At 72.4% G+C, this 21137-nt stretch carries 18 protein-coding genes; 7 read left to right on the forward strand and 11 right to left on the reverse strand.

Going from position 1 to position 21137, the window contains the following annotated elements; translation table 11 throughout:
- Positions 1-26 precede the first annotated feature (26 nt).
- The 9 genes from ACIRYZ_RS32030 to ACIRYZ_RS32070 form a co-directional block, all read right to left on the reverse strand.
- Positions 27-683: a LuxR C-terminal-related transcriptional regulator gene (locus ACIRYZ_RS32030; RefSeq protein WP_402951053.1), complete on the reverse strand. Its 657-nt coding sequence runs from the start codon at positions 681-683 to the stop codon at positions 27-29.
- Entirely contained in the window at positions 647-1945 is a 1299-nt protein-coding gene (locus ACIRYZ_RS32035) for a sensor histidine kinase (RefSeq protein WP_402951056.1), read from the reverse strand. The genes ACIRYZ_RS32030 and ACIRYZ_RS32035 overlap by 37 nt, the downstream gene beginning before the upstream one ends.
- Before the next feature lie 88 nt (positions 1946-2033).
- Positions 2034-3611, reverse strand: a complete 1578-nt coding sequence (locus ACIRYZ_RS32040; RefSeq protein ID WP_402951059.1) for an IS200/IS605 family accessory protein TnpB-related protein — start codon at positions 3609-3611, stop codon at positions 2034-2036.
- A 204-nt stretch (positions 3612-3815) separates the two neighbouring features.
- On the reverse strand, positions 3816-5675 hold the full coding sequence (locus ACIRYZ_RS32045; protein WP_402951061.1) for a hypothetical protein: 1860 nt from the start codon (positions 5673-5675) through the stop codon (positions 3816-3818).
- Positions 5660-6454 carry an ABC transporter ATP-binding protein gene (locus ACIRYZ_RS32050; protein ID WP_402951064.1) on the reverse strand — a complete coding sequence of 265 codons (795 nt, stop codon included), beginning with the start codon at positions 6452-6454 and terminating at the stop codon, positions 5660-5662. The genes ACIRYZ_RS32045 and ACIRYZ_RS32050 overlap by 16 nt, the downstream gene beginning before the upstream one ends.
- Before the next feature lie 163 nt (positions 6455-6617).
- A complete protein-coding gene (locus ACIRYZ_RS32055; RefSeq protein WP_402951066.1) occupies positions 6618-7085 on the reverse strand; it encodes a hypothetical protein in 468 nt (155 codons plus the stop codon).
- Positions 7082-7474 (reverse strand): hypothetical protein, encoded by a 393-nt coding sequence (locus ACIRYZ_RS32060; protein ID WP_402951069.1) that lies wholly within the window; start codon positions 7472-7474, stop codon positions 7082-7084. Before ACIRYZ_RS32060 ends, ACIRYZ_RS32055 begins: the two co-directional genes overlap by 4 nt.
- A 10-nt stretch (positions 7475-7484) precedes the next feature.
- On the reverse strand, positions 7485-9062 hold the full coding sequence (locus tag ACIRYZ_RS32065) for a hypothetical protein (protein WP_402951071.1): 1578 nt from the start codon (positions 9060-9062) through the stop codon (positions 7485-7487).
- 2 nt (positions 9063-9064) lie between these two features.
- Entirely contained in the window at positions 9065-9382 is a 318-nt protein-coding gene (locus ACIRYZ_RS32070; RefSeq protein WP_402951073.1) for a WXG100 family type VII secretion target, read from the reverse strand.
- A 584-nt stretch (positions 9383-9966) separates the two neighbouring features.
- Here ACIRYZ_RS32070 and ACIRYZ_RS32075 point away from each other — a divergent pair.
- From ACIRYZ_RS32075 to ACIRYZ_RS32085, 3 genes are all read left to right on the forward strand, one after another.
- Positions 9967-10716 (forward strand): LuxR C-terminal-related transcriptional regulator, encoded by a 750-nt coding sequence (locus ACIRYZ_RS32075; RefSeq protein ID WP_402951076.1) that lies wholly within the window; start codon positions 9967-9969, stop codon positions 10714-10716.
- 69 nt (positions 10717-10785) lie between these two features.
- A complete protein-coding gene (locus tag ACIRYZ_RS32080) occupies positions 10786-11643 on the forward strand; it encodes a LuxR family transcriptional regulator (protein ID WP_402951079.1) in 858 nt (285 codons plus the stop codon).
- Positions 11644-11718: 75 nt separating this feature from the next.
- Complete coding sequence (locus tag ACIRYZ_RS32085) at positions 11719-11898, forward strand: hypothetical protein (RefSeq protein ID WP_402951081.1); 180 nt, start codon at positions 11719-11721, stop codon at positions 11896-11898.
- Between the two features lie 53 nt (positions 11899-11951).
- Here the strand turns inward: ACIRYZ_RS32085 and ACIRYZ_RS32090 are convergent, their stop codons facing one another.
- Positions 11952-14090, reverse strand: a complete 2139-nt coding sequence (locus tag ACIRYZ_RS32090) for a BTAD domain-containing putative transcriptional regulator (protein WP_402951084.1) — start codon at positions 14088-14090, stop codon at positions 11952-11954.
- A gap of 673 nt (positions 14091-14763) precedes the next feature.
- On the opposite strand from ACIRYZ_RS32090, the gene ACIRYZ_RS32095 reads away from it, so the two are divergent.
- The 3 genes from ACIRYZ_RS32095 to ACIRYZ_RS32105 are packed head-to-tail and all read left to right on the forward strand — an operon-like array spanning position 14764 to position 18897.
- Positions 14764-17559 carry an AMP-binding protein gene (locus ACIRYZ_RS32095; protein ID WP_402951197.1) on the forward strand — a complete coding sequence of 932 codons (2796 nt, stop codon included), beginning with the start codon at positions 14764-14766 and terminating at the stop codon, positions 17557-17559.
- On the forward strand, positions 17556-18479 hold the full coding sequence (locus tag ACIRYZ_RS32100; RefSeq protein ID WP_402951087.1) for an NAD-dependent epimerase/dehydratase family protein: 924 nt from the start codon (positions 17556-17558) through the stop codon (positions 18477-18479). The genes ACIRYZ_RS32095 and ACIRYZ_RS32100 overlap by 4 nt, the downstream gene beginning before the upstream one ends.
- Positions 18480-18492: 13 nt before the next feature.
- Entirely contained in the window at positions 18493-18897 is a 405-nt protein-coding gene (locus ACIRYZ_RS32105) for a nuclear transport factor 2 family protein (RefSeq protein WP_402951090.1), read from the forward strand.
- A gap of 104 nt (positions 18898-19001) precedes the next feature.
- On the opposite strand, the gene ACIRYZ_RS32110 is transcribed toward ACIRYZ_RS32105, so the two are convergent.
- Positions 19002-20618 (reverse strand): tryptophan halogenase family protein, encoded by a 1617-nt coding sequence (locus tag ACIRYZ_RS32110; RefSeq protein ID WP_402951093.1) that lies wholly within the window; start codon positions 20616-20618, stop codon positions 19002-19004.
- A gap of 144 nt (positions 20619-20762) precedes the next feature.
- Between ACIRYZ_RS32110 and ACIRYZ_RS32115 the strand changes: the two genes are divergently transcribed.
- Positions 20763-21101, forward strand: coding sequence for a hypothetical protein (locus ACIRYZ_RS32115; protein ID WP_402951096.1), 339 nt, complete (start codon positions 20763-20765; stop codon positions 21099-21101).
- Positions 21102-21137 lie beyond the last annotated feature (36 nt).

Here is a 21137-nt window from a genome sequence, read left to right on the forward strand (position 1 = left end):
TCGTACCGACGTACTGAATGTCGTTCTCAGGCCCCACTCGTCCCGTTCAGGTACGCCAGCACCGCCAGCACCCGCCGGTTGTCGTCGTCCGACGCCCCGAGCCCCAGCTTCGCGAAGATGTTGGAGGTGTGCTTGCTGACCGCGCCCTCGCTGAAGTGCAGGCGCTGGGCGATCGCCGCGTTGGAGCGGCCCTCGGCCATCATCGCCAGGACGTCCCGCTCCCGCGCCGTGAGCATGGCGAGCGGCTCGTCGTAGGCGTTGCGGGCGAGGAGGCGGGTGATGACCTGGGGATCCATGACCGTGCCGCCGGCGGCGACGGTGTGGACGGCGTCGACGAACTGGTCGGCCTTGGAGACGCGGTCCTTGAGGAGGTAGCCGACGCCGCCGGCGCCGTCGGCGACCAGTTCGCGGGCGTAGAGCTGTTCGACGTGCTGGGAGAGGACCAGGACCGGCAGGCCGGGCTGTTCGCGGCGGGCCGCCAGCGCGACCTGGAGGCCCTCGTCGGTGTGGGTCGGGGACAGTCGCACGTCGACCACGGCGATGTCCGGGCGGTGTTCGGCGAGGGCGGCGGCCAGTTCGGGGCCGCTCTCCACCGCTGCGACGATGTCGTGCCCGTGGGCGCGCAGCAGCAGTTCCAGTCCGTCCCTCAGGAGGACGAGGTCCTCGGCGAGGACAACGCGCACGGTAGCTCCATGATCAGCCTGGTCGGGCCCCCCGGGGGGCTGGTCACCGTGAGCGTACCGTCGAAGACCGCCAGCCTGCGCTGGATGCCCCGCAGGCCACTGCCCTTGCCGGGGTCGGCCCCGCCCTGGCCGTCGTCGGCCACCTCGGCCCGCAACAGCCCTGCGGCGTGCGTGAGTTCCACCGTGGCGTGGCGGGCGTCGCCGTGCTTGACGGCGTTGGTGAGTGCCTCACTGACGGCGAAGTAGACCGCCGACTCCACCGGGGCCTCGGCCCGGCCCGGCAGTTCGGTCCGGACCTCGACCTTCAGCGGCACGTCCAGTGCCAACGCCCGTACGCCCTCGGCCAGTCCGCGTTCGGCGAGCACCGGCGGGTGGATGCCGCGGACCAGGTCGCGCAGTTCCTGCAGGGCCTGGGTGACGTTCTCCTGGGCGTCCGTCACCACCAGCTTGGCGCTCTCCGGGTCACGGTCGATCAGCGCCGCCACCGCACCAAGCCGCAGGCTCACCGCGACCAGTCGGGCCTGGGCGCCGTCGTGCAGGTCCCGCTCTATTCGGCGCAGTTCGGCGGCCTGGGCCTCGGTGGCGTCGAGCCGGATCTCGGTGAGCTGCTCGACCCGCTGGGCCAGCCGGCTGCGTTCGGTGGGGCCGAGCACGGAGCGGGTCCAGAGGCCGTGCAGGCGCAGCGCGGGCCGGGCGAGGGCGAGGCCGCCGGCTACCAGGACCGGGCCGAGGAGGAGGGCGAGCAGGCCGCCGAGCGGCAGGTCGTACGGCACGAGGGACTGGCCGAGCCCGTACAGGCCGGCGGCGACCAGCAGGACGGGCGTGGCGGCGACGGCCCCGCCGACCAGCGGGTCGGAGATCGCCCAGAGGGCGTCGCGCCAGGTCGCCGGGTCGTTCCAGAGCCAGCGCAGGGTGCGTGACATGCCCGCGAACCAGCGGCTCTTGTGGTAGTCGTGGCCGGTCCAGAACCAGCCGTGCAGGGTGCGTTCCAGCACGGGCTGCGGCTGGTACGGCACCGGTACGGGTACCTGCGACCAGTGGCCGGACGCCCAGCGGGCGGCGCCGGCGGCGGCGCGCACCACCTTGGTGGCGGGCGGGAAGAGCGGGAACATCCCGAGGCAGCCCCAGAGCAGGAAGGACGCCAGGTACAGCACGCAGAGCACGGCCCCGACGGGTATCAGCAGGGTCAGGACGGCGAGGCGCCCGAGCGCCCGCACGGCCGTGCGCAGCGCCTGGGCGGCTCGGGTCTGCGGGGTCGTCACGGGTCCTCCGGCATCTCGGGTTCGGGTGATCATGATGGCAGCCGGCCCGCCCCGGCGTGCTTGGCACGGATCAGCCGGTACACCGTTCCTAAAGACTGAGCGGGAGTGAGTCCTGTTGCCAGAACCTTTGCTCAGCCGAACGCCCCGAACGGTCTTGGGCGTTCTGGTCCACCGCGTTCCTGCCGCGTTCAGCGCCGACGGATCGTGTCCGTGGTCCGGGTACGCGGGGGCGGCTTCCCTCACGCCCCCGTCCACCGGGTCGGGCCTGGGCGGTCCGATGCCCGTGCACATCGCTCTGGTGTGCACGGGGCGGTGCCGTCCGTCGCCTGATCCGGTGTCCGAGGGCGCGTCGTCCGATCGCCACCGCCGCCGCCTGGTGGCGGCTGGCAGGGCATCGTGGTGTGGAGAGCGGAGCTTGCCAGTGCTGCGCGCCCCACATGCTGGTGTAGGCGGGATCGACCGCGATCACGCCGATTCCGGCTTCGGCGGTCATCGCAAGGAGCCGGGCGCGCAGCTTCGCGGTGGGCATGCCGTTGACGAGCTGGCGGAAGCGGCGTTTGCGGCCGTGCTTCTCGCGGGTCCTGGAGTCGGTGAAGTCGAGGTCCTCGATCGCGATCGCCTTGACGCCGGTGTCGTTCGCCCAGTGGAGCAGGCGGGTGATCGCGTGCCGGATCTGCGCGTCACGGTGCTCGGCGGTCCCGGACAGATCGTAGTCGAAGCGGCGGGGCTGACCGGTGGGGTTGCCGTGGGTGTCGAGGCGCCAGGCGGCGAGGTGGTCGGCGTTCATGTCCATGCCGATCACTTCGCCGGTCCGCAGGGTTTCCAGCGGCACGGCGGGCATATCTTTGCGCTGCCAGCTCGCGTCCAGGTACCAGCGGTCCCGCTCGACGTCGAGGTGGATGCGGTAGGCCACCGCCCGGTTCGCCTCGATGCGGTCGCGCCACTCCACGCCCCGGTGCGGGAACGACACGGTGGAGGCCAGGACGTACCGACCGTGCGAGGCGTTGGCCAGGTGCGCGAGCGGCGCCGGCAGCCTGATGCTGATCCCACCGTCCGGGGTGACCCGGATGGTCTCGTTCCCGTAGCGCTTGCCCGACTCCCCGTCGGCCGCAAGGAACCAGCGGGCGGCCTGCCACCGGGCGCGCCACTGCTCGACGCTCTGGCCCGTTGCCTGGAGGTTGTGCCGGTTGTTGAGGAGCTTTCGTCCGCCGCGCACCACCGACACCCAGCCCGCCTCGCGCTCGGCCCTCACCCGCTCGTGCTCACGCTCCAAATGCGCCAGGCGCCGCGACTTGGCGTGCCACTCCCGCTGCGACCGGTAGCCGCCGGGCTGCCCTTTGGTGCCTTTCGCGCCGAGCGGCAGCGCGAGGCGGTGGCGGATCGTGGCGATCCCCGCTTCCAGCCCCTGAAGGTGCTGCCACTGCGCGCGCCGGGACAGACCCCACTGATCGTGCGTGGCCTTCGTGACGGACCCGGCCCAACGCGACGACGACAGCGGCGTGAGGCCCCGCTTGCGGGCCGCCCACGTCTCAGCCGAGTGCTCCAGGCCGTCGGCGACGCGCCGGGCCAGATCCCGCGAGGCGAGAGACCCGAGGTGCCCGCCCAGCAGACGCAACACCGCGTCGTCCTCGGCGGTGAGGCCCCTGAGCCGGTCCCGTACGCACACACCCGAAGCCGGATCGGCGACGAACGGCCGAGCAATCTGCCGCAACACAGTTGGCCCGACCCCCAACCCTCATCCCCCAGCGCTTCCTTCGATCACGCACAGAGTGGCACACACAACGGCATCAACGGCTCGAAACGGATCAAACGAAAGTATCTCGACAAGACTTCAGCAGAAGACGGCAAACTCACTCATGAACACCGAAGATCACTCAACAACACTCAACCGCAAGCAGTTCACCACCCCGAAGAAACAGGCCGCGCCAAGCAGGATGAAGCCCGCCTCCACCGGCAGCTGCCAGTCCGGGGGCAGGTACAGGGCCAGGAACCAGCTCCGGTTCGTCGGCGCGAGCAGGGTCATCCCCATCGCCACCCCGCCCTGCGGGGCGGTGCTCAGCACACCGGCCGTCACCAGCAGTCCGGCGGTCGCCGTGCGGCGGCGGGAGAGGCCGTCCAGCAGGTCCTGCTCCTCCTGCGGCCGGGCCGTCTCCGTCACCCGCCGCACGCCCTGGCGCATCACGTCGAGCAGCTCCGGCCCGCGGGTCTCCAGCCGGCGCCGGGCTTCCCGGCCCATCCACCAGGCGTACAGCAGCCCGGTGCCCAGGCCGACCGCCACCCCCGCCCAGCGCAGCGGCGCGCTGTGCAGCAGGGTGCCGGCCAGCACGACGCCGGCCGCCGGCAGCGCGGCGAACAGCTGGAGCAGCAGCACGGCCAGGCTCTGCATCCGGACCTGGTCGCCGCTCTCGTCGCTGAAGCCGTCCAGCGGGTTGCCGCCGGGCCGGTCGGGGAACGGCGCCGGGCCGAGCAGGGACATCAGCGGTGCCAGGCCCGCTCCGGCGCCGAGGACGGCGGGCAGGGTGGCGAGCAGCCAGGGCCAGGCCCAGCCGTTCGGGACGGCGAGGGTCGCGGCCACGGTGAGCAGCAGGGCGGCCGGGCCGACCACCAGCAGCCAGGCGAGCTGCCGGGCCCGGACGTCGATCCGCTCGGCGCCGGGGACGACCAGGGTCAGCCAGAGCGCGCCGGCGTCCAGGCCGTACAGGCTGCAGCCGAGCGCGCCGGCGTACAGCGCGAGGACGACACCCGTCCACGGCAGCACGGTGGGGAATCCGCCGAGCAGCGGGAGCAGGCCGGTGAACAGGGCGGTCCACAGTGCGATCCGCAGGAAGCGGGCGCGGCGCGGGTCGCGCGCCCACAGGCGCAGCTCCTTGCCGAGGACGGCGCCCCCGGGGCTGTCCGGGAGGGCCCGCAGCCGGGCGCCCCGGCGGGCGGTGGCCCGGCCGCCGCCGACCGTGCCGCGCACCAGCTGCCGGGAGAGCAGGGCGGTCCAGGCGGCGAAGAGCAGCGCGCAGAGGGCGAGCAGTCCGCCGAGGCAGGCGCCGGCCAGGACCCAGTCGGAGCGCCGGGCGGCGTCCACGGCGACGGCCGCCCAGCCGGAGGGCAGCGCGCGCACGACCGTGCCGACGGTGGCGGCCCAGTGGCCGCCGAGCAGCTTGACGAAGAAGCCGATGCCGAACCAGCCGGTGTTGAGGAAGCCGCAGACCAGTCCGACCAGCAGCGCGGACAGCTCCCAGCCGAGTCGCGAGCGGGCGACGCTGCCGAGGCCTTGCAGGCTCAGCTTGGCGAGCACCACCACGAACAGCAGTTGGAGCAGCGCGGCGGGGACGGCGACCAGGGCGGGCAGCAGCCCCAGCCCGGCGCCGAAGACGATCAGCACCGTGAAGGCGATCAGGCCGACCACCGGGGTGATGCCGACGAACGAGGCGCCCAGCAGGCCGAGGGCGAGCCTGCTCGGGCGCTGCGGCACCAGGGTGAAGTAGGAGAGCCGCAGGGCCGGGTCGCCGCCGGTGAGAGTCGGGCCGACCGCCCAGCCCACGGTCCACACCAGCAGCACCAGGGCGATCGTGCCGACCCCGGCCTCGGGGGCGGGGAAGTCCACCAGGCCCAGCAGCGCCGTGCCGACCGCCGCCGGGGCGCCGCACACGCCCCCGATGATCAGGCTCGCGGCCCGGGGGCCGGACATCGACCGTCGCAGGACGACCAGCTTCATCCCGATCAGGACGCCAACCACGACAGCCCCTCCTTCCCACCGGTACGGGCGCCGACCAGCTCGACGAAGACGTCCTCCAGGCCCCGCCCGGCGCGGACCCCGTCGACCGGGCCGGCCGCCAGCACCCGGCCGCCGGCGATCACGCCGACGTGGTCGCAGAGCTGCTCGACCAGGGCCATCACGTGACTGGAGAGCACCACCGAGCCGCCGGAGGCGGTGAAGCGCTGGAGGATGACCCGGATGGTCGCGGCGGACACCGGGTCGACGGCCTCGAAGGGCTCGTCCAGCACCAGCAGTCGGGGGGCGTGCAGCAGCGCGGTGGCCAGGCCGATCTTCTTGCGCATCCCGGTGGAGTAGTCGATCACCGGGGTGTGCTCGGCCCCGTCCAGTTCCAGGACGGCCAGCAGCTCCTCGGCCCGGGCGTCCACGGTGGCGGCCGGCAGGCCGCGCAACCGGCCCAGGTAGTGCAGAACTTCACGGCCGGTCAGCCGCTCGGGCAGCATCATGCCGTCCGGCAGCACCCCGACCAGGGCCTTGGCGCGCACCGGGTCGCTCCACACGTCGACCCCGAAGATCTCCGAGCTCCCGGCGTCCGGCCGCAGCAGGCCGACGGCCATCGACAGGGCGGTGGTCTTGCCGGCGCCGTTGGGGCCGACCAGCCCGTAGAACGAACCGCTCGGCACGACCAGGTCGACGCCGTCCACGGCGGTGTGCGCGCCGAACCGCTTGCGCAGGCCGGCCAGCCGCAGCGCCGCGGCGCTGCCGTCCGTCGCCGGCCGGGGCTCCCGCCCCCCGTGCACCGCTCCCCGCTCCTTGCCCCGCACCTGGTCCTCCCGGTGTCTCCCACGGCCGCCCGGGCTCCGGGCGGCTCGTGATCAACACTAGGAAGGGCGAACGGGCCGCAGAATACGGCTGAGCCCCCGGTTGGGGGTGGGCCTGGACCCACCCCCAACGGGTCATGGCTCAGCCGACGTTGACGGTGAACTCGCGCCTGGTCTGCTCCGGGCCGCCGGAGTACGTCCAGCCCGCGTGGTCGCGGTAGTCCACGTGGAGGGTGACGGCGGTCCGGCCGGGGTTCGGGGCGGCACGGAAGACGAAGTAGTAGTGGCCGCCGGAGTCCGAGCCGTTCGCACCGCCCAGACTGTCCAGCCCAAAGCTCTGGACGTACTCGTCGCCGACGGTCTGCACCACCGCGGAGTCGGGGGCCGGGCCGGCCACACTCCAGATGTCGCCCCAATTCCGGTGGGCGCTCACCTCGACCGAGAACAACTGGCCCGGCTTGACGAGGAGTTCACCCGAGGTCGCGGTGAACACCGTGCCGTGGTCGAGCTTGCCGGTGGTCATCCGGTGGATCGCCACCGCGCCCGCCGCACCCGCGACGGCCAGCAGGACGACCGCGACGAGGAGGATCCGCTGCCACTTCTTCTTCAAGAGTTCGACTCCCGGTTGGTTACGCGCAGTGCCAGTACGGCGGCGACCGCGTCGAGCCAGCGGGCGACCAGCCGGTCCCCCGCCGGGTCCCGCACGACCGTGGCGGCCGCCGCCAGCCAGCCCCGGGCCGGCGCGGCCGCCGGGCCCGGCAGAGGTTCGGGCAGTTCGGCCGCGAACACGGTGCCGCCGGAGCGGACCACCTCGCCGAGGAAGACCACGGCGCGCGGCAGCACGCCGAGCCGGTCGGCGGTGATCGCGGCGGCGACCGCGCCGTCGCCGAACAGCACGGAGCGGACCACGCCGTCGGCCGGCAGCCCGAGGCGCAGCAGGACCTCGATGTCCATCTCGGCCAGCCGGTCGTCGCTCAGGGGTTGGTGGTGGGTGCTCAACTCTCAGGCCTCACTTGGGCATGCGGACGCTGTCGGCGATGGGGAGCTCGTCCCCCTGGGTGGCGCCCCCCAGGTGGTTGTGGATGAAGTCGTCCTCGCTGACCCAGACGGTGTAGCCCCAGGGGTTGTAGATCTCCAGCTGGTCGCCCCGGTGTCCGATGATCATCATCTGGTGGCCGTCCGGGATGAACTTGTCGTTCTTGACCGAGATCGGGACCGGCTTGCCCTGGTCCACCGACGACTCGACCTGGGCCAGCACGTCCTTGCGCTGGTCCGCGTCCCCCAGGTCCACGTTCTTGTAGCCGGCCCCGGTGTGGTCGCCGATCTCGGAGTTGGCGATGTCCTTGGACTCCCAGTCCCACATCCCGTCCGCCCCCAGGTGCATCCAGGAGCGGGAGTCGTAGACGCGGTTCGTCTCGCTGTCCCAACGGTCCTTGGCGGCCTGCCCGTTGTCGTACTTCGGGTCGCCGGGGTGCCCGCCGGTGGTGAGCTGGAAGGCGAACAGCGGGTCGACCATCGCCCGGGCGGTCACGGTCGAGGCGGCCACGCAGGTGCTGTGCTGGCCCTGGTCCCACGCCACGCCCCCGTAGCCGGTCCCGTTCTGGCCGGGCGCGGCCGAGTCCAGCTGCACCGGGGAGATCCGCGCCGCCAGCCAACCGGGATCGTCCGCGTGACCGTGGATCTGGTCGTCGAAGGCCTTGATCTCGTCGTAACTGTGCCCGGCGGCCAGCGCCTTCATCAGGTAGGCGCGCTCCTCCGGGGACTTGCTGCCGGCCAGCAGCTGGTCGAACCGGGCCCGGCCGGCGTCGCTCATCTGGTCCATCAGCTGGGCGGCCCGGGTGGCGTTGGCCTCGGTCAGGATGGTGCCGTCCCCCTGGTTGCCGCCGACGAAGGCGTCGACCAGGACCAGCTTGTCCTCCGCACCCAGGCCCTTGTTCTTGAACTTGCCCGCCAGCGCCTTGTCCGCGATCGCGTTCAACTCGCGGGCGGCCGTCCGACCCGCGTTCTCGGCCTTCACCGCGGCGTCGTAGATCGACTTGATGCCCTCCTTCGCCTTGGCGTGGGCGCTGTGCATCTTGTCGTCGTCCCAGTTGATCGGGTCCGGCGCGCCGGCGACGGTGATGTCGTGCAGCAGCTTCAGCGCCTCGCCCAGCGGAGCGGCGCCCTGCCCGTGCAGGGTCTGCGCCTCGCTCAGCGCGGTGGCGAGCGTGCTGAGCTGCTGGCGGCCCTTCTCCATCGCGTCGCGGCAGCGCGTCAGGTCGTCGGCGGAGGCCTTGACCACCTCGGCGGCCTTCTCACCGACCTGCCCGGTCCAGGCGTCCGGCAGGTGCTGGGAGCTGACCTGCGCCACCTTGGTCTGGATCTGGTCCAGCTGGCCGACCGCCTTGTAGTAGGCGGCGGCGAGGTCGCCGACCTTGCCGGAGTCGCCCTTGGGGGCGGGCAGCTGCAGGGCGTCGTGGACGGCGTACTTGAGATCGCCCGCGCCCCACATGCCGTGCGACTCGTCGATGGTCTTCTTCAGCTTCTCGGCCTGCTGCCGCTGGGTGCCCGGGTCGAGGCCGAGCGGATTGAGCTCGTGGTCGGGCACGGTCAGGCCCCCGGCTTCTGGTACTGCTGCTCGACGCCGCTGTCCGTCGTGGTGTAGTTGGCTGCGGTGGTGTGCACCTTGCCTCCGAGGTCGGTCAGCGCGTCGAGGTTCACCCCGAGCTCGTCCTGCCAGGCCGACCAGAAGGCCTTGGCCGCGTCACCCGCGTACTCCCCGAGCACCGCCGGGTCCGACATGTTCAACTTGCCCAGGGTGTCCTTGACCGAGCGGACGTCCTGCCCCGCCGCGATCAGCCGGTCACCCGCGTCCCCGAGCTTGTCCGGATGCGCACCGAACCCCGTCCCGGCGCCGTCGCTACCCATGCTGCTCCCCCGATTCCCCGTCATACCGTCCGAAGATCGCCGGTCAGCATAGCGGCAGTTCTGCCGCCTCCTAGTGGGGAGAACGGCGGAGTGGAGGGGTGTGCGCACAACCCGCCGAATCTGTACGGAACGGGCACAGGATGAGGAAGAAGCCTTGGGGAACCGAACACTCACACAGCGGAGCCCCGCCCCCGCTCCCTCACCCAGATGAATCAGTCCAACCGTCAATCAACTCCTGGCAATCCCACCGCCGGAACGTGAGAAGACGAAGGAATCCGCCACGCACACAGCATGATCAGGCAGACAAAGCCCTGCACGGGCGATCAAGTTTGACTGGAGAGTAGGCTCAAACTAATGTCCTCGGCGGTCTTTACTTCTTCGAACCACCACAGAGCCAAGCCTTCCACCAGGACTGAACCGCACGGCCGACCCACATTCGGCCCGGCCGGGAACTCCGGGCGGGCTTCGCGCCTATTCGAAGGAGAACGGGGAAGAGATCAACGGGGGCAGTTGTGGCGGATGGGACGGTCAGTGCACCGGTCGACGATGACGAAACTTTACGTTCAGGGACGCACGCGGCCCACATGGAACAGGCCCTGCTGCAGGCCCGTTCCCTGATCGAGTCCACCGTCTCCCTGCACCGGCGCAGCACCGGCGGCTCCACCCATCTGACCCGGACCGAGGCCAACGCGATCGGCGAGTCCCTGGACGATCTGATCGGCGGCGCCCGGCACTCGGTGAGCATCGCCCTGATCGCGGCCAATGACTTCACCGAGGCCGTGTCGCGCGCGATGGAGCAGCTACTCCCCGACTTTCCGCCGGCCGCGGGCCGGGCCCAGGACCGCTCGGTCGCGGTGCGGGTGCTGTGCGCCGCGGACGCCGTCGACACCGCGCTCGACCTCACCCGGCGACTGTGCGGACTCGATCCCGAAGTACGCGTCTCCGAGGGGGAGTTGCGCGAGGCACTGGTGGTCGACGGCCGCGGCGCGCTGGTCCGGTCCGCCGCCCACGGGCAGGGCGGGAACGCCGCCGTGGTCAGCGAGCTCGCCGTCGTCCGCGCCCTGGACCTGCTCTTCGCCGGGGCCTGGTCGCGCGCCAGGCCGCTGGTGACCCACCTCGGGCTGAGCCCTCGACTCGGGGCCGAACTGGCCCAGTCCATCCTGGAGCGGCTGCAGAGCGGCCACACCGACGAGGCCGCGGCCCAGGAACTGGGCGTCTCGCTGCGCACCTACCGGCGTCACGTGGCGGAGATCATGCGTGAGCTCGGCGCCACCTCCCGTTTCCAGGCAGGTGTGCGGGCCGTCCAGCTCGGCCTGCTCTCGATGGATCGCTGAGCCCCCCGTCGGCGGTACGCCGCAACCCGGCGGACCGTCGAACCCCCCGTCGCCGAAGGGAACGAGGACGTGTCCAACACCGCAGCGGATGACTTCGAAAGAGCCCTGCTGGGGGTGAGCGAGCTGATCGACTCGACCGTCGCCATGCACCGTGACCGTTACTCCGCGGACCGACTGGTCACCGTGGTGGACGGCGGGTACGAGGAGATCCTCGGCATCGCCGAACGGCTGATCAAAGGAGCGGCGAGCAGCATCTCCATCGTGCACGCCCGCGGCCTGGACGGCGAGAAGCGCCCGGAGCAGGCCGAGCGCGAGCTGCTGTACGGCGTCGACACGGCGATCCCGGTCCGGCTGCTCACCTCCCCCGAGCTGGTCGACGAGCAGTTCGTGACGGAGCAGCTGGACCGCGCCAAGCCGGTGGCGATCCGGGTGGCCCGGGTGCCCCCGCTCCAGGCGATCATGGTCGACGGGACGGCCGCGCTGGTGGTGGCCGGCTCCGGGGCCGGGCGACGCGCGTCGGTGATCCGGGTGCCCGAAGTGCTCACCACCCTGCACACCCTGTTCGACAGTGTGTGGCGCACGGCCGTGCCCGCCCACGAACGAGTGGTGTTCGGCGACCGGGCCCGGGCCGCCTTCGCCCGGCAGATCCTGGGCGCGCTGCGGGCCGGTGTCACCGACGAGGTCGCCGCCCGCGAGCTGACCGTCTCGGTGCGCACCTACCGTCGGTACGTCGCGGAGATCATGACCCTGCTGGGTGCCAGCTCCCGGTTTCAGGCCGGAGTGCGGGCCGCCCAGTTGGGCCTGCTGCCGCTGGACGGCCCGGACGGACGGTCCAGGCCTCGGCTGGGCGTCGGGCCGCCGTCCAGGGCCAGGCCCGGACGAGTCCGGCCCGAGCAGCGGTCGATCCCTGGAATGGAGGATTCATAGGGTCATGGCGTAAACCTGGATGCGAGCTTCCCACCGGTGTTTCCGTACCCGACCACCGTGCACCCAGGAGGACAGATGAACGACGACGAGGGCCTGGCAGTCCGGTCTGCGCAGCCGCAGAACCCGCTGATCGGCGACGGCCCGGCCGAGGGGGCCGGGGCCGCGTCCAGCGGGCAGGACTCCGGTCCCTGGGCGAGATTGCTGGTCGAGTACATCGACACGCTGACCGAGCCGCCCACCGCCGACGGGCGGTAGACCCCGGGGCGGGTACGGTCGCGGGCCGGGCGGGACTCCGTGGCGGGACCCGCCTATCCGCAGAGGTGCCAGTCCTCCTGGCCCTCCCCGTCGTGGAAGAGCGTCACACCGGCCGTCATCAGGTCGCAGGCGAGCTCCGGTTCTCCCTCCTGCACCGCCTGGTCGACCAGGCCGGCGATGGCGGCCCGCTCGCTCTCGAACCAGGTCAGCGGGTCGGCCAGCAGGTCCTCCACCGAGTCGGCGGGCAACGGATGCACCCGGGCGGGGCCGTGGACGTCGCCGTGCTCACCGCCGTGCAGTCGGCGGTGAGCCTCGCCGGCCAGGCCCAGCCAGGCCCCGTAGGCTCGGTAGACCGCGGCCCGTCGCTCCTCCTCGCTGTCCTCGGCCCGGGCGCGCTCGCGGGCGAACAGCCGCAGCAGGTTCTGGAAGCGGTAGCGCACCGGGCCGGCGTCCGCGCCGAGCGGTTCCAGCAGCCGGGCGTCGACCAGCTGCTCGATCAGGTCCTCGGCGTCCGTCGGGGAGGTGTCCAGCAGAGCCGCGCCGGTCCAGGCGGCGAACTCGGGCAGGTCGAGCAGCCCGAGCAGCCGGAACATCCGCGCGGCGGTGGCCGGCAGGTCACGGTAGCTGAGCCCGAAGCCCGCCCGCACCCCGCGCCCACCCGGGCTGAGCTCGTCGAGCCTGCGCTGCCCGTCCTCCAGCCGGGTGACCAGGCTGCGCACCGGCCAGTGCGGCTTGGCGGCGAGCCGCCCACCCGCGATCCGCAGGGCGAGCGGGAGGCAGTCGCACAGTTCGGCCAGCCGGGCGGTGCCCTCCGGGTCGGCGGCCAGGCGCTCGGATCCGGCGACCCGGGCGAGCAGTTCGACCGCCTCGTCCCGGCCGAGCGGGCCGAGGTGCAGCGGGACGAAGGCGTAGTCGCCGGCCAGCGCACCGCCCAGGCCGTCCCGGCTGGTGATCAGCACGCAGCAGCGGCCGCTGCCGGGCAGCAGCGGGCCGATCTGCTGGAACGACCGGGCGTTGTCGAGGACGATCAGCACCCGGCGGCCGTCCAACAGGCTGCGGAACAGCGCGGTGCGCTCGTGCTGTTCGGACGGGATCTGCCGGCCGGGCACGCCGAGCGCGCGCAGGAAGCGGTCGAGCACCGCGCCGGGGCGGTGCGGGTCCTCCTGCTCGTCGTAGCCGCGCAGGTCGGCGAAGAGCCGCCCGTCGGGGAAGCGCTCGCCGACCTGGTGCGCCCAGTGCACGGCGAGGGCGGTCTTGCCGACGCCGCCACTGCCGCTGATCGAGGCGACCGGCAGGGCGGTGCCGCCGAGCTTCACCAACAGCCGGTCCAGTTGGTCGAGTTCGGTCCGGCGACCGGTGAAGGCGGCGGCGTCCGGCGGCAGCTGGGACAGGGCCGCGGTCACCGGGGCGAGGGTGACGGACTCGCCGGGCGCGCCGAGGCCGGGCGCGTCGTTGAGGACCGCCTCGTGCAGTTCGCGCAGCCGGGGTCCGGGGGCGATGCCGAGTTCCTCGGCGAGCAGGCCGTGCCACTCCCGGTAGGTCTCCAGCGCTTCGGCGCGGCGGCCGGAGCGGTACTGGGCGAGCATCAGGTGGGCGGTGGCCTGTTCGCGCAGCGGGTGGTCGCGGAAGAAGGTGGTGAGTTCCCCGACGAGTTCGCGGTGTTGGCCGAGTTCGAGGCGGATCCCGGCGTGCTCCTCGTAGGCGGTGAGCCGCAGTTCGGTCAGCCGGGCCGCCTCGGCCTCGACCCGTTCGGCGGTGACGCCCTCCAGGGCGGGGCCGCGCCACAGGGCGAGCGCCTCCTGGTAGCGGGCGCAGGCCTGTTCGGCCCGGCCGGCCCGGGCGGCCTCCCGGGCCCGGGCGACGAGCGCCTCGAACTCCACGGTGTCGATGCGGTGTTCGGCGGCGTCGAGCAGGTAGCCGGGGTGGCTGGTGACGATCAGCCGGTCCACGCCCGCCTCGGTCTTGAAGGTCTTGCGCAGCGCGGAGACGCAGATCGCGATCTGGTTCCGGCAGGTCGCGGGCGGGCGGCCCTGCCAGACGGCGTCGGCCAGCGCGTCGACCGAGACCGCCCGGTTCGGGCTGAGCAACAGCATCGACATGATCGTGCGCTGCCGGGCGCCCTGGAGCGGGACGGGTCGGCCCGCGACGCCGATCTCCAGCGGCCCCAGGGCCCGGAACACCACCTGAAGCACGAGCTGCCCTCCTGATCCGGCCTCAGCCGCCACCGCCCCACGGCTCCGGGCGTGCGCGGCGGAACTCCGGCCCGGGCGACGGCGGTTCGCCCGGGGGAGCCGTTGCCGTGTGCGCCGGAATGAGGGTTCCGGCACGAACGGACGGCGGTCCGTCTGCCAGGCGGGTTTTGGTGGCCGCATCGGCGGAAGTCGTACTGAACCGTTTGGCCTCGGCCACTCTCCCAGGGCGCGTCCTGCCTGGACAACGGGCCTGTCCGGAAGTTGACACCCGCTCAATGCGAATCCCGCGATGCGAGATTCCTCGTCGTCGGAGGAATCATTGGGCGGCGGGTGCGGAACAGTGCCGGAAGACCGGGGAATTGCGCGTCGGCGCTCCGGCGAGGGCCGCCCGGGCCCGTCGGCCGGGGAAATCCCGCGGGCGGTGAACCGGCCGGCCGGGCTCTACCGTTCGTGCGCGGCAGGCTCAACCTTCCGTCACCCAGCTGACAGGAAGCTGCCCCGTACCGCCATAAGCGGTGCAACGTCGATCCAATTCGGACACCTTCGGCAACCCCCTCCTCACCAGCCGTAGACAAGGCATGGCGGCGGGCGCCTCTTCAGGCCACCAGTGGTCCCGGTGGGGCGGGAGCGCACCTACCTTCCTCGTGTGACCACCTTCACTGAGGTTTCCGCGATCGGCCCGCTAACCCCACTGACCCTGCAGACCGACGCCGCCGCCCCCGCACGGGGCATCGCCGACCTGCTGCTGCGCGCCGCCGAACGGCACCCCGACACCGGGGTGCGCTACGCCCTCGGCGGCACCTCCACCGGCCACGCCGACCAGAGCTACCCGGAGCTGCTCCGGGAGGCCCAGATCCTGCTGACCGGTCTGCGCGCCCGCGGCCTGCGACCGGGAGACACGCTGGTCCTGCTGCTGACCCACCCCGAGGAGTTCCTGATCGCGTTCTGGGCGTCGGTGCTGGGCGGCTTCGTCCCGTGCCCGATGGCCCGGCTGCAGGGCGACCCGGAGCGCTGGGCCACCCAGCTCTCCCACGTCAACACCCTGCTGGAGAGGCCGCTGCTGATCACCAGCGAGGCGATCTCGGCCGAGCTGCCCCCCGTGGAGGGCCTCGCCACGGCCACCCTGGAACTGCTGCTGGACCCGGAGGCGGAGCCCGCCGAGGACTTCCACACCCCCGAGCCGGACGATGTCGCGGTGCTGGTGCTCACCTCGGGCTCGACCGGCAACTCCAAGGCCGTCATGCTCAGCCACGCCAACCTGCTGGCGTCGATGGCCGGGAAGAACGGCTACCACCGGCTCACCGCCGCCGACACCACGCTCAACTGGGTCTCCTTCGACCACGTCGCCGCCCTGCTGGAGTGCCACCTGCTGCCGCTGTCGGTCGGCGCCCGCCAGGTCCACACCGAGGCCGCGGTCGTCCTGCGCGACCCGGTGGAGTTCCTCCGGCTGATCTCCGGGCACGGCGTGACCATGACCTTCACCCCCAACTTCCTGCTGGGGCTGCTGAACTCGGCCGCCGAACGGCTGGACGCGGCGGACCGCGCCCGGATCGACCTGAGCGGGCTGCGGCACATCATCAGCGGCGGCGAGGCGGTGGTCTGTGCCACCGGCCGCTCCTTCCTGCGGACCTTCGCCCGTTACGGGCTCTCCCCCACCGCGCTCTGGCCCGCCTTCGGCATGACCGAGACCTGCGCCGGCAGCATCTACTCCCTCGCCTTCCCGCAGGGCGACGAGGGCGCGGAGTTCGCGAACCTGGGCACCCCCGTCCAGGGCCTGCGGATCCGGGTCGCCGACGAGCGGGACCGCGCCCTGCCCGAAGGCGGCGTGGGCGAACTCCAGCTGTGCGGACCGATGATCACCCGCGGCTACTACCGCAACGAGCGGGCCACCCGGGACGCCTTCACCGCCGACGGCTGGTTCCGCAGCGGCGACCTCGGCCGGATCGACGACGGCCGGCTCACCCTGGTCGGCCGCTCCAAGGACAGCGTCATCGTCAACGGCGTCAACTACTTCAGCCACGAGATCGAGTCCGCGCTGGAGCGGCTGGACGGCGTCGCCGCCTCCTACGTCGCGGCCTTCCCGATCCGCGCGGCCGGCGGCGACACCGAGCAACTGGTGATCGCCTTCCACCCGGAGCTGCCCGCCGAGGACGAGAACGGGCGCTACCGGCTGCTCGCCGCGATCCGCAGCACCGTCGTGATGCAGTGGGGCTTCCGACCCGCGCTGATCCTGCCGCTGCCCGCCGAGGCCTTCCCCAAGACCAGCCTCGGCAAGATCCAGCGCGCCCTGATGCGCACCCGACTGGAGAACGGCGACTACCACGAGGCGGTGCGGGCGGTGGAGGAGCTGACGGTACGGCGGCTCGGCGGGCACACCGAGCCCGAGGGCGACACCGAACGGGTGCTCGCCGAGATCTACGCCGAGCTGTTCGACACCGAGCCGGAGCGGATCAGCGCCACCGCCAACTTCTTCGACCTCGGCGGGACGTCCCTGGACATCCTGCGGCTGCGCAACAGAGTGGCGCAGCGCCTGGGCGCCACCGACCTGCCGGTGCTCACCGTGCTGACCGCCCCGACGGTGCGCGACCTGGCCGCCCGGCTCGCCGATCCGGCCTCCCCCGGCGAGCGGGTCTACGACCCGGTCGTCCCGATGCAGGTCAGCGGGGACAAGACGCCGCTGTTCTGCGTGCACCCCGGGGTCGGCGAGGTGCTGGTCTTCGTCAACCTGGCCCAGTACTTCGTCGGTGACCGGCCGTTCTACGCGCTGCGCGCCCGGGGCTTCAACGAGGGGGAGAAGCCCTTCGCGACCTTCGAGGAGATGGTCGACTGCTACGTGGCGGGGATCCGCGCCCGCCAGCCGCACGGCCCGTACGCGCTGGCCGGCTACTCCTTCGGCGCGGCCGTCGCCTTCGAGATCGCCAAGGTGCTGGAGGCACAGGGCGAGCGGGTCGACTTCGTCGGCAGCTTCAACCTGCCGCCGCACATCAAGTACCGGATGGACGAGCTGGACTTCGTCGAGACCGCCGTCAACCTGGCGTTCTTCCTCGACCTGGTGGACAAGAAGCAGGCACGCGAACTTCCGGGGCAGCTGCGGGGGCTGTCCGAGGAGGCGCAGCTGGCCACGCTGATCGGGCTCGCGCCGGCCGAGCGGATCGCCGAACTCGACCTGGACCTCGCCAAGTTCGGCGCCTGGGCGGATCTCGCCGACCGGATCACCGACCTGGGCCGCGGCTACCGGCCGAGCGGCACGGTCGACTCGATGTCGGTGTTCTACGCCGTCCCGTTGCGCGGGACCAAGGAGGACTGGCTGGCCAGGGAACTGCGTCGTTGGGACGAGCACACCCGCGGCGCCAACCGGTACGTCGACGTGCCGGGTGAGCACTACACGCTGATGGGACCGCAGCACGTGGCCGCCTTCCAGGCCGTGCTGCGCGCGGAACTCGACCGTGCGATGGGGGACGGGCAGTGAACGGCAAGAAGATCCTGGTGACGGGTGGCACGGGGCAGGTCGCCCGGCCGGTGGCGGAGGCGCTCTCCGAGCGCAACGAGGTGTGGTGCCTGGGCCGCTTCGGCACCGCGGGCGTGGAGCGGGAGCTGAACGACCGGGGCATCACCACCTGGCACTGGGACATGGACGACACCGGCCCCGACGGCCTCAAGGGCGTGCCGGAGGACTTCACCCACGTCATCCACTCCGCCGTCCGGCGCGGCGACGACGGCGACTTCAACGCCACCGTCGAGGTCAACGCGGTCGCCACCGGCCGGCTGATGGCCCACTGCCGCACCGCCGAGTCCTTCCTCTACGTGTCGACCGGCGCGGTCTACGCCCGGCAGACCCTGGACCACCGCTACACCGAGACCGACCCGGTGGACGGCGTCGCCGACTGGCTGCCGGCCTACCCGGTGGGCAAGCTCGCCACCGAGGGCGCGGTGCGCGCCTTCGCACAGGTGCTGGGCCTGCCGACCACCATCGCCCGGCTCAACATCGCGTACGGGCCGGGCGGTTACGGCGGCGTGCCGATGCTGTACTTCCGGCGGATGCTGGCCGGCGAGCCGATCCCGGTGCCGCTGGAGGGCCAGAACTGGTGCTCGCTGCTGTACACCGACGACCTGGTCCGGCAGGTCCCGAGGCTGTGGGAGGCCGGCGCGGTGCCCGCCACCCTGGTCAACTGGGGCGGCGACCAGTCCGTCGGCATCACCGACTGCGTGCGTCACCTGGAGGAGCTCACCGGGGTGCGGGCCAAGCTGGCGCCGAGCTCGGTCACCCGGGAGACCTACCAGTTCGACCCGACGCTGCGCCGGGAGCTGACCGGCCCCTGCGAGGTCGACTGGCGCGACGGCATCCGTCGCACCCTCGAAGCCCTGTACCCCGAGCACGTCCACTCCTGAGGAGGTTTCCCCGATGTCCCGAACCCACGAGAACCTCGACCTGGTCCACAGCGCCTACCAGGCCTTCCACGACCGGGACGTGGCCGCCCTGCTGGCCGTCATGGACCCCGCCGTCGAGTGGGTCCACCCGGACGGCCTGGCCCCGTACGGACTGGGCGGCACCAAGATCGGCCATGACGGCGTGCGGGGCTTCCTCGCCACCGTGCCGACCGTACTGGGCGGCATGCGGCTGGAGCCGCAGGAGTTCGTGCAGTCCGGCGACCGCGTGGTGGTCTTCGGGGTGCGCTCCGTCACCTCGCTGAGCGGCCGCACCGAGACCCTGCCGTTCATCCACTCCTGGACCTTCCGCGACGGCCGGGCCGTCCGGATGGAGGACGTGTTCGACACCGTCGTGTTCACCCGGCTCATCGAGAGCTGAGCCGGCTTCAGCGAGAAGCATCGAGAGTCGGGGGGCGGCGACGCTCCTCCCGCACGAAGGGCACCCCGGCCGGGGTGCCCTTCGGCGTTCGGGCCGCGGACCGCTCACACCACCAGTTCGTCCGCGCCCCGCCCGTGCAGGCGGCTCAGGTAGTCGTAGGCGCTGGGCAGGGTCTCCAGCAGGTTGCGCTGCTGGCGGCGGACCTGCTCGAAGAGCGTCCCGGCGCCGCGCACCGACTCGGGCCGGTGGGCGAGCACCGGCGAAGGGCCGACCGGGGCCGGGGCGAGCCCGGCGAGCACGCAGTAGTGGTCGGCGTCGGTCCACGGGCTGAGCGGCTCCTCCGCGCGGTAGCCGTAGTAGCGGGCCTCCTCCACCAGCGCCGAGCCGCAGGGCAGTCCGGCCCGGTAGACGGCGATCCTGGTGCGCACCGCCTCCGAGAGCGCCAGCCGCCCGGTGGCCCGCCAGAACGGGGTGTCGTCGCGCGGGGAGCAGCCGTAGCGCAGCTGGAGGAAGTCCCGGGCCTCGTCGAAGGCGCGGTCGACGGCCCGGTTGTAGCGCTCCGGCAGGACGGGAGGCAGCGGCCCGGCCGGGAAGTGCGCGACCAGCAGCTGGAGCGCCCGCACGGCCAGGTGCGGGCAGTCCGGCCCGGCCGGGTCCAGCACGCCGGCCGCCGCGCCGAGGGCCACGCAGTTGCGCCGCCAGGAGCGGCGGGTCCGGCCGGGGCCGTGCTCCTGGTGGTGGACCTCGGTGTGCCCGGGGTCCAGGCCCCAGAGCCGGCACAGCTCGGCGGCGGCCTCCTCGGGCGTGGTGTGGTCGCTCCCGTAGGCGTAGGCGGCGCCGAGCCGGCCGAGCACCGGATGGACGGCCACCTGCCCGGCCGGCATCGCCAGCAGGGTGCTGTGCGGCTCGATGCCCCGGCGCCGGGAGTCGGGCGCGGGGACGGCCACCGACACCGCCCGGTCGCAGGGCAGTTGCTCCCCCAGGCCGAGGAAGGGCTCGCCGAGCAGGTCGCCGATCAGCCGGCGGCGCGGACCGGAGCAGTCCAGGAAGAGCTGGCCCGGGATCCGCTCGCCGTGCTCGGTGACCAGGGCGGCGAGGTCGCCCTGCTCGTCCCGCTCGACCCGGGCCAGCCGGCCGCGCACCTGCCGCACGCCCCCGGCGGCGACGGCGTGGCGGCGCAGGTGGGCGGTGAACTCCCGGCGGTCGAAGTGCCAGCCGTAGCGGGTGGCGCTGCGCCCGTCGAGCCAGCGCGGGGAGCGCCGGGCGTCCAGCAGCGGGGGTTCGCGGAAGCAGGCGTAGTCGAAGGGCTCGGTGGTCTCGCCGCGCTGGCGGCGGTGCTGCCAGTAGTGCGAGAGCGGGGCCCGGTCGTACTCGGGCAGCAGCCCGAACGGGTGGTAGAAGGCGTCGGGGCGGGCGTCCGGCAGCTCCCACGGGGTGGTCCGCCCGGGCCCGGCGGTGCGCCAGTTCACATAGCGGTCGGCCGCCTTGAACGTGGCCGAACTCGCCCGCATCCATTCCTGTTCCTCGATTCCCAGGACGTCGAAGAACGAGCGCTGGAAGGACGGCAGGGCCGTGCCGATCCCGGCCTCCGGCGGGTCGTCCGGATTTTCCAGGACGGTCACCGAAACCGTTCCCTGGAGTTCCTTCTGCAGATAGGCGGCGGCCGTCCAGGCGATCTGGCCACTTCCCAGAATCACCACGCGCTCGATCCGTACGTCCATGTCAGGACGCTGCCTCAGCTGTCTATGAGGATTTCCATGAGAGTTCTATGGAGCCGGCACCGAAAGTCCTCATAGGGGTCGTGTAGGCCCCCGTCCCATCCTTTTCTCGCGACCGGACAACCCGTCACGAGACCGGAGGCGACGATGCGGACGAACAACAGCGAGAACGGTTCTGCTTACAGCGACGTGGAATACGACGCCAAGGCGGTCGAGCTGATGGAGCTCGACTTCCAGGATTGGCTGGCCCAGGGGGGGCTGGTGGACATGCTGCGGCCCGAGGAGCTGATGCACCTCGACCTCAGCGACCCGGAGGCGGTCTCCAGCACGGCGACCCTGCTGGGCCTGGACCCCGACCTCGACTACGACCGGCCGGACCCGGACTCCGGTCTGCGCTGGGGCAGTCTGCTGGCCGCCTACGTCGCGATGATCACGGCCGGGCCGGAGCAGAGTCTGGACGGCGGCCACGCGGGCGGCTGCGGCTGACGGACCGGCGACCCGAGGCCCCGTCCGGCAACGGAC

Origin of the sequence: Kitasatospora sp. NPDC101155 (assembly GCF_044768305.1) — a bacterium.
In the GTDB taxonomy this organism is placed as follows: domain Bacteria; phylum Actinomycetota; class Actinomycetes; order Streptomycetales; family Streptomycetaceae; genus Kitasatospora.

Coding starts and splice junctions, on each gene's coding strand:
- ACIRYZ_RS32105 (WP_402951090.1), top strand. CDS start 18,493: ATGTCCCGAACCCACGAGAACCTCGACCTGGTCCACAGCGCCTACCAG.
- ACIRYZ_RS32115 (WP_402951096.1), top strand. CDS start 20,763: ATGCGGACGAACAACAGCGAGAACGGTTCTGCTTACAGCGACGTGGAA.
- ACIRYZ_RS32070 (WP_402951073.1), bottom strand. CDS start 9,382: ATGGGTAGCGACGGCGCCGGGACGGGGTTCGGTGCGCATCCGGACAAG.
- ACIRYZ_RS32085 (WP_402951081.1), top strand. CDS start 11,719: ATGAACGACGACGAGGGCCTGGCAGTCCGGTCTGCGCAGCCGCAGAAC.
- ACIRYZ_RS32110 (WP_402951093.1), bottom strand. CDS start 20,618: ATGGACGTACGGATCGAGCGCGTGGTGATTCTGGGAAGTGGCCAGATC.
- ACIRYZ_RS32075 (WP_402951076.1), top strand. CDS start 9,967: ATGGAACAGGCCCTGCTGCAGGCCCGTTCCCTGATCGAGTCCACCGTC.